The following is a 6,173-nucleotide window of genomic DNA, read 5'->3' on the forward strand; positions in this document are numbered from 1 at the left end:
ATGTCGAAATTCTTTATCGACCGTCCGATTTTCGCCTGGGTGATCGCCCTGGTGATCATGCTGGTCGGGGCTCTATCGATCCTCAAGTTGCCGATCAACCAGTACCCGAGCATTGCGCCGCCGGCCATTGCGATCCAGGTGACCTACCCGGGCGCATCCGCGCAAACCGTGCAGGACACCGTGGTGCAGGTGATCGAGCAACAGCTCAACGGCATCGACAACCTGCGTTATGTATCGTCGGAAAGTAACTCCGACGGCAGCATGACCATCACTGCCACTTTCGAGCAAGGCACCAACTCCGATACCGCGCAGGTCCAGGTCCAGAACAAGCTGAACCTGGCCACCCCGCTGCTGCCGCAAGAAGTGCAGCAACAGGGCATCCGCGTGACCAAGTCAGTGAGAAACTTCCTGATGGTCATTGGCGTGGTGTCGCGCGACGGCAGCATGACCCGGGAAGACCTGTCCAACTACATCGTATCCAACATGCAGGACCCGATCTCGCGTACCGCTGGTGTCGGTGACTTCCAGGTCTTCGGCGCCCAATACGCGATGCGGATCTGGCTCGACCCGGCCAAGCTGAACAATTTCAACCTGACCCCGGTGGATGTGAGCACGGCGATTACCGCGCAGAACGTCCAGATCGCCTCCGGCCAGCTCGGCGGCCTGCCGGCCATGCCCGGCCAGCAACTGAACGCCACTATTATCGGCAAGACCCGCTTGCAGACCGCCGAGCAGTTCAAGGCAATCCTGCTCAAGGTCAACCCGGACGGCTCGCAAGTGCGTGTCGGCGACGTGGCCGATGTTGCCTTGGGCGGTGAGAACTACAGCATCAACGCCCAGTTCAATGGCGCCCCGGCTTCCGGCCTGGCAGTGCGGCTGGCGACTGGCGCCAACGCCCTCGACACGGCCAAGGCCCTGCGCAAGACCGTCGACGACCTCAAGCCGTTCTTCCCGCAAGGCCTGGAAGTGGTGTTCCCCTACGACACCACGCCAGTGGTGAGCGAATCGATCAAGGGTGTGGTTGAAACCCTGGTCGAGGCGATCGTCTTGGTGTTCCTGGTAATGTTCCTGTTCCTGCAGAACTTCCGCGCCACCATCATCACCACGATGACCGTGCCGGTGGTACTGCTCGGTACCTTCGGGATCCTCGCGGCATTCGGTTTCAGCATCAACACCCTGACCATGTTCGGCATGGTGCTGGCCATCGGCTTGCTGGTGGACGACGCCATCGTCGTGGTGGAAAACGTCGAACGGGTGATGAGCGAAGAAGGCCTGTCGCCCAAGGAAGCCACCAAGAAATCCATGGGGCAGATCCAGGGCGCCCTGGTGGGTATCGCCCTGGTACTCTCGGCGGTACTGCTGCCGATGGCGTTCTTCGGCGGCTCCACCGGTGTGATCTACAAGCAGTTCTCCATCACCATCGTCTCGGCCATGGCCCTGTCGGTACTGGTGGCACTGATTTTCACCCCGGCCCTGTGCGCCACCATGCTCAAGCCAATCCCCAAAGGTGAGCACGGCACGCCGAAACGCGGCTTCTTCGGCTGGTTCAACCGTACCTTCGACCGAGGCGTCAGAAGCTACGAACGGGGCGTGGGCAACATGCTCAAGCACAAGGCCCCGTACCTGCTGGCCTACATCATCATCGTGGTAGGCATGGTCTGGCTGTTCACCCGCATCCCGACGGCGTTCCTGCCGGAAGAAGACCAAGGCGTGCTGTTTGCCCAGGTACAGACACCGGCCGGTTCCAGCGCCGAACGTACCCAGGTGGTAGTGGACAAGATGCGTGAGTTCCTGCTGCGTCCGAGCAAGGATGGCGGCGAAGGTGATGGCGTAGCCTCGGTGTTCACCGTGACCGGCTTCAACTTCGCCGGTCGTGGCCAGAGCTCCGGCCTGGCATTCATCATGCTCAAGCCCTGGGAAGAGCGTAACGCTGATAACACCGTGTTCAAGATCGCGGGCCGCGCCCAGCAACACTTCTTCACTTTCCGCGACGCAATGGTGTTCGCCTTCGCACCGCCAGCGGTGATGGAACTGGGTAACGCCACCGGTTTCGACGTATTCCTGCAGGATCGCGCCGGTATCGGCCATGAAAAACTGATGGAAGCCCGCAACCAGTTCCTGGGCATGGCCTCCCAGAGCAAGATATTGGCCCAGGTACGTCCGAACGGCCTGAACGACGAACCGCAATACCAGTTGGAAATCGATGACGAGAAGGCCAGCGCGCTGGGCATCACGCTCTCGGAGATCAACAACACCCTGTCGATTGCACTGGGCAGTAACTATGTGAACGACTTCATCGACCGTGGCCGGGTGAAGCGGGTGTATGTCCAGGGCCAGCCGAACTCGCGCATGAGCCCCGAGGACCTGAAGAAGTGGTACGTGCGCAACAGCGCCGGGACCATGGTGCCGTTCTCTGCGTTCGCCAAGGGCGAGTGGGTCTACGGCTCGCCGAAACTGGCGCGTTACAACGGCGTGGAAGCGATGGAGATCCTCGGTACCCCGGCACCGGGTTATTCCACCGGTGAAGCCATGGCCGAAGTCGAAACCATCGCCAAGAAGCTGCCGGCCGGTGTTGGTATTTCCTGGACGGGCCTGTCCTATGAGGAACGCCTGTCGGGTTCCCAGGCACCAGCGTTGTACGCCTTGTCGCTGCTGATGGTGTTCTTGTGCCTGGCAGCGTTGTATGAAAGTTGGTCGATTCCGATCGCGGTCATGCTCGTGGTCCCCCTGGGCATCATCGGTGCCCTGATGGCGACCAGCCTGCGCGGCCTGTCCAACGACGTGTACTTCCAGGTGGGCTTGTTGACAACCATTGGCTTGGCGGCGAAAAACGCCATCCTGATCGTCGAGTTCGCCAAGGAACTTCACGAGCAGGGCCGCACGCTGATGGAAGCCGCCATCGAAGCCTGTAGGATGCGTCTGAGACCGATCATCATGACGTCCCTGGCGTTCGTCCTCGGCGTGGTCCCACTGGCGATTTCCACTGGTGCAGGTTCGGGCAGCCAGCACGCCATCGGTACCGGTGTGATCGGCGGTATGTTGACCGCCACCGTCCTGGCGATCTTCTGGGTGCCATTGTTCTTCGTGACCGTGTCGTCGATAGGCCGTCGAAAAAATACCGACGAGCACGACACTCCTGAAACTTCCAAAGAGGCTGGCCAATGAGCAAGTCGCTACTCTCCCTGACCATCGCCGCCGTCGTGCTCAGCGGTTGCTCGCTGATCCCCGACTATCAGCGGCCCGAAGCACCGGTCGCGGCGCAATACCCGCAAGGGCCGGCCTACGAGGCGGCCAATGCACCCGGCCAGGCCGCCGCCGAGCAAGGCTGGAAACAGTTTTTCCATGACCCGGCGTTGCAACAGCTGATCCAGGTCGCCTTGGAAAACAACCGCGACCTGCGTGTCGCGGCGCTGAACATCGATGCCTATGCCGCCCAATACCGTATCCAGCGCGCGGACCTGTTCCCGGCCGTCTCGGCCACCGGCTCCGGCAGCCGCCAGCGGGTACCGGCACGGGCTTCGCAAACCGGTGAAGCGGCGATCAGCAGTTCGTATTCGGCAACCTTGGGCATCAGCGCCTATGAACTGGACTTGTTCGGTCGGGTTCGCAGCCTGAGCGAGCAAGCGTTGCAAAGCTACTTCGCCACCGAAGAAGCCCGCCGCAGCACCCAGATCAGCCTGGTGGCCAACGTCGCCAATGCCTACCTGACCTGGCAGGCCGACAAGGAACTGCTCAAGCTGACCCAGGACACCCTCGGGGCCTATGAGCAAAGCTTCAAGCTGACCTCGCGCAGCGCCGAAGTCGGCGTGGCCTCGGCCCTGGACCTGAGCCAGGCGCGCACCGCCGTGGAAAACGCCCGCGTGCAACTGGCCCGTTACACTCGCCAGGTCGCACAGGACGAAAACAGCCTGACCCTGTTGCTCGGCACTGGCCTGCCGGCCAACCTGAACTCGCAACCGCTGAGCGATGATCTGCTCAGCGAGGTGCCGGCCGGGCTGCCGTCGGACCTGCTGCAACGTCGTCCGGATATCCTCCAGGCCGAACGCAACCTGCTGGCCGCCAACGCCAATATCGGCGCCGCGCGGGCTGCGTTCTTCCCGAGCATCAGCCTGACGGCCAACGCCGGCACCCTGAGCCCGGACCTGTCCGGCCTGTTCAAGGGTGGTTCGGGCACCTGGACCTTCGCGCCGCAAATCAACCTGCCGATCTTCAACGCCGGCAGCCTGCGAGCGAGCCTGGACTACGCCAAGATCCAGAAAGACATCAACGTCGCGCAGTACGAGAAGTCGATTCAAACGGCGTTCCAGGAAGTTTCCGACGGCCTGGCCGCGCGCCAGACCTACAACGAACAGTTGCAGGCCCAGACCGACTTCGTCGCCGCCAACCAGGACTACTACCGCCTGGCCGAGCGTCGCTACCGCATCGGCGTCGACAGCAACCTGACCTTCCTCGATGCCCAACGCCAGTTGTTCAGCGCGCAACAGTCGCTGATCACGGACCGTCTTGCGCAACTGACCAGCGAGGTCAATCTGTACAAGGCATTGGGCGGTGGCTGGAATGCCGAAACCGGCAAGAACGAACCGGTGAAAGAAGAAGCGCCGAAGATGAAATTGTTCTGATAGATGTTTGAACGCTGAACATGAAGCCCACCGAAAGGTGGGCTTTTTTGTTTTAGGGATCCACCTCTGGCGAGGGGATTCATCTCAGCTCAAGTGCAAAGCACTCGCACAACTTGTGCCCCCAGGGAAATCCAGAGGGTTGCTTAGAGACGACGCTGCGCTGCGTCGTAAACTTCCTTGTCTCGCCGAGCACCGACTGCCACGATCAACACCTGAATGGCTTTCCCATCGACTCTATAAACGATACGCGTATCGCCCGTTCGAATTCTTCGACATCCGGCCAGGCTGGCTCTGAGCGGCTGACCGGTTTTGTCCGGCTCTCCCCTGACAATCCGCTCTTCAATGACATCAAGGATACGGTTCACCGCTGCCGCCCCCAACTGATCCAGATCGTCCTGAACCTCCGGATGGTAGATAACCCCCCAAACCATTCCCCCCTCCTTCAGTCGTTTTTGGCGTACCGCGCTCGCATAGCTTCATGACTGATGGCCTTGGCCTCATCGAAATCGAGCAGCCGCTCGCGGGCTGTCGCTTCGACGCGAAGGTTTTCCAGTTCATCAAGCATTTCCTGATAGGCATCGACATTAATAATCACGGCTGCCGGCTCATTGTCCTTGAAAATAACCAGTCTTTCGGTTGCGCGACTCGAGACGTCCTTGAGCTTCGCGCTGAAGTTCCTGACCATTGCGGTAACGGATACCGCCTGATCAGCCCGTTCCAATAGCGCTGCCATAACCAACCTCCTAGCACATCAAGTTACATATATTTATACATATCTTTATGCGTAAAGTGTTGCGCTTCAAGAAGCATAAATCAAGTTGAAAAAACAGCTCCCGACCGGTTGCACCTCTACACTCCCCACACAAAAGCCCCCGCTGCTGCCAGGCACCGTTTTTTTGACTAGGCACACAACCCTGTGGCGAGGGGATTCATCCCCGTTGGGCTGCGAAGCAGCCCCAATCACAATAAGGCTCAACCTGCTAACGCGGGTCGACGATATCCAGCGCTCGATTGGCCAGCAGCTCACTCAACTCGATCATCTGCGCCACACCGAGCGCGACATGCCGCTGCGAGCCCTCCAACTCGAACGCCAGGTCACTGACCATGGCATTGGCCGAGGCCAGGGTTTCGCTGAGATTGGCCAGGAGACACTCCGTGTCGATGGTATCGATGACGGTGAAGACTTGTGTTGAGGTTTTGGGTTTGGGATTGGGATCAGGGTGGGTGCCCAGATGGTAATCGAGTGCCCGGTCTGCGGCCTCTTGGAGCTTTTCTGGATCGGGGTCGTTGTAGGGAAGGTGCTCTCTGATGGCGAAGAAGGATGATGTTTTTTCATAACGGCGCTCCTGCATCAATTGGAGCCCGAGACGTGGGCCCGGGCGCTAGCGCCTAACGAAGTCGACGGGCTTGCAGTCCCGGTCGCTGGATTGGCAGCGACCCAAACAAGCTAGAGATTCCGCTTCCGAGCAGCAACCTTAAAACCTCGTCGGAAAATTCGCCGCGTCTGTCAGGCCGCCATCGCGACCAAGCTCACTTGTATGGTAGGACTTGAAG

General features: G+C 60.1%; 5 protein-coding genes. 2 read left to right on the top strand and 3 right to left on the bottom strand.

Translation table 11 applies throughout. The annotated features are described in order from the left end of the window. Positions 1-3,165 carry an efflux RND transporter permease subunit EmhB gene (gene emhB / locus V7773_RS10915; RefSeq protein ID WP_092462462.1) on the top strand — a complete coding sequence of 1,055 codons (3,165 nt, stop codon included), beginning with the start codon at positions 1-3 and terminating at the stop codon, positions 3,163-3,165. Next, entirely contained in the window at positions 3,162-4,619 is a 1,458-nt protein-coding gene (gene adeC / locus V7773_RS10920) for an AdeC/AdeK/OprM family multidrug efflux complex outer membrane factor (protein ID WP_063322587.1), read from the top strand. The genes emhB and adeC overlap by 4 nt, the downstream gene beginning before the upstream one ends. A gap of 143 nt (positions 4,620-4,762) precedes the next feature. On the opposite strand, the gene V7773_RS10925 is transcribed toward adeC, so the two are convergent. The 3 genes from V7773_RS10925 to V7773_RS10935 form a co-directional block, all read right to left on the bottom strand. Then, positions 4,763-5,050: a type II toxin-antitoxin system RelE family toxin gene (locus V7773_RS10925; RefSeq protein WP_336073361.1), complete on the bottom strand. Its 288-nt coding sequence runs from the start codon at positions 5,048-5,050 to the stop codon at positions 4,763-4,765. Between the two features lie 11 nt (positions 5,051-5,061). Next, positions 5,062-5,352 carry a type II toxin-antitoxin system Phd/YefM family antitoxin gene (locus V7773_RS10930; RefSeq protein ID WP_063322589.1) on the bottom strand — a complete coding sequence of 97 codons (291 nt, stop codon included), beginning with the start codon at positions 5,350-5,352 and terminating at the stop codon, positions 5,062-5,064. A gap of 247 nt (positions 5,353-5,599) precedes the next feature. Then, positions 5,600-5,971: a DUF6124 family protein gene (locus V7773_RS10935; protein WP_336073363.1), complete on the bottom strand. Its 372-nt coding sequence runs from the start codon at positions 5,969-5,971 to the stop codon at positions 5,600-5,602. Positions 5,972-6,173: the final 202 nt, after the last annotated feature.

It is taken from the genome of Pseudomonas sp. 3JA (assembly GCF_036961705.1).
GTDB classification, from domain to species: domain Bacteria; phylum Pseudomonadota; class Gammaproteobacteria; order Pseudomonadales; family Pseudomonadaceae; genus Aquipseudomonas; species Aquipseudomonas fluorescens_Q.

Coding starts and splice junctions, on each gene's coding strand:
- adeC (WP_063322587.1), top strand. CDS start 3,162: ATGAGCAAGTCGCTACTCTCCCTGACCATCGCCGCCGTCGTGCTCAGC.
- V7773_RS10935 (WP_336073363.1), bottom strand. CDS start 5,971: ATGCAGGAGCGCCGTTATGAAAAAACATCATCCTTCTTCGCCATCAGA.
- V7773_RS10925 (WP_336073361.1), bottom strand. CDS start 5,050: ATGGTTTGGGGGGTTATCTACCATCCGGAGGTTCAGGACGATCTGGAT.
- V7773_RS10930 (WP_063322589.1), bottom strand. CDS start 5,352: ATGGCAGCGCTATTGGAACGGGCTGATCAGGCGGTATCCGTTACCGCA.
- emhB (WP_092462462.1), top strand. CDS start 1: ATGTCGAAATTCTTTATCGACCGTCCGATTTTCGCCTGGGTGATCGCC.